The sequence below is a fragment of the Mycobacterium hubeiense genome, from assembly GCF_002838065.1.
Classification (GTDB): domain Bacteria; phylum Actinomycetota; class Actinomycetes; order Mycobacteriales; family Mycobacteriaceae; genus Mycobacterium; species Mycobacterium hubeiense.
Map to the genome: position 1 here is coordinate 1 of NZ_PIZU01000127.1, position 791 is coordinate 791.

The 791-nt window shown below is 65.2% G+C and carries 1 protein-coding gene and 1 pseudogene; both read left to right on the forward strand.

Annotated features, from left to right (window positions below; genetic code table 11):
- Positions 1 to 220, forward strand: a pseudogene (locus tag CWS39_RS29965) (hypothetical protein); the annotation flags it as partial.
- 278 nt (positions 221 to 498) lie between these two features.
- The coding region (locus CWS39_RS29970; protein ID WP_233213757.1) for a hypothetical protein at positions 499 to 791 on the forward strand (293 nt) is incomplete at its 3' end.

Sequence of the window (791 nt, forward strand, 5' to 3'; positions counted from 1 at the left end):
CGCCGCCATCATGCTCATCCTGAGTGCCGGTCAACAGCCAGGGCCAGTCGCGCCGCACCTCAACAGCCGGCCACCGAGCGAGGGCGGCAAATACCAGGCGCGTGCGCCGCGTATTGACCCGCCAGCCAGCAGCAGCCCGTATGCAGTCGGTCCGCCTCGGCAGCACCGCCGACCGCCCGACGAGGTCAAGGGCTACCCCGGCGATCAGGTGGCGCCATGAGACATGGCCGGGGCGGGTGTGTAACACCCGGGCACACCCGACCTGGCCGCCCGACGCGCGCACGCGGCTACGGCCACGGTAGGCGGGTCGGCGGCCAGCCCTAGTCGGTCGCCGGGGTGGGTTGAGGGATGCGGAACTTCGGGCCGACCTTCTGGTCCCGCCGAAGCTCTTGCACGCTTGCATAACTTGCCCAGCCTCGTCGAAGTAGCCACTTGCAAAGCACGACAGAATCAGGAAACATCTGTTCTCAGATTTGCCATACCGGTGAAGGAGGGCAGATGCCTAAAGCCGTCAACCGTCGAGTTCAGATGGCATGCGCGATGTCAGAATGGCCCACGGGCCTGCTGTATGGCGTGGGCCTGGTCCTAGTTGCCCGGTTAGTGTTTCCGGTGCCCGATCCCTCGGCTACCGCCGGCCAGATTGCAGCTCAGTTTGCTGAGAATCGCGACCGCATTCGGCTCGGTGCCCTGCTGATGGTAATCGGGTGCGGCTTCTTCGGACCCTTTGGTGCTGTGCTAGTCGCTCGTACGCGGCGCATGGAGTCCGATAGAGGTTGTCCCGGTCTTCGTGG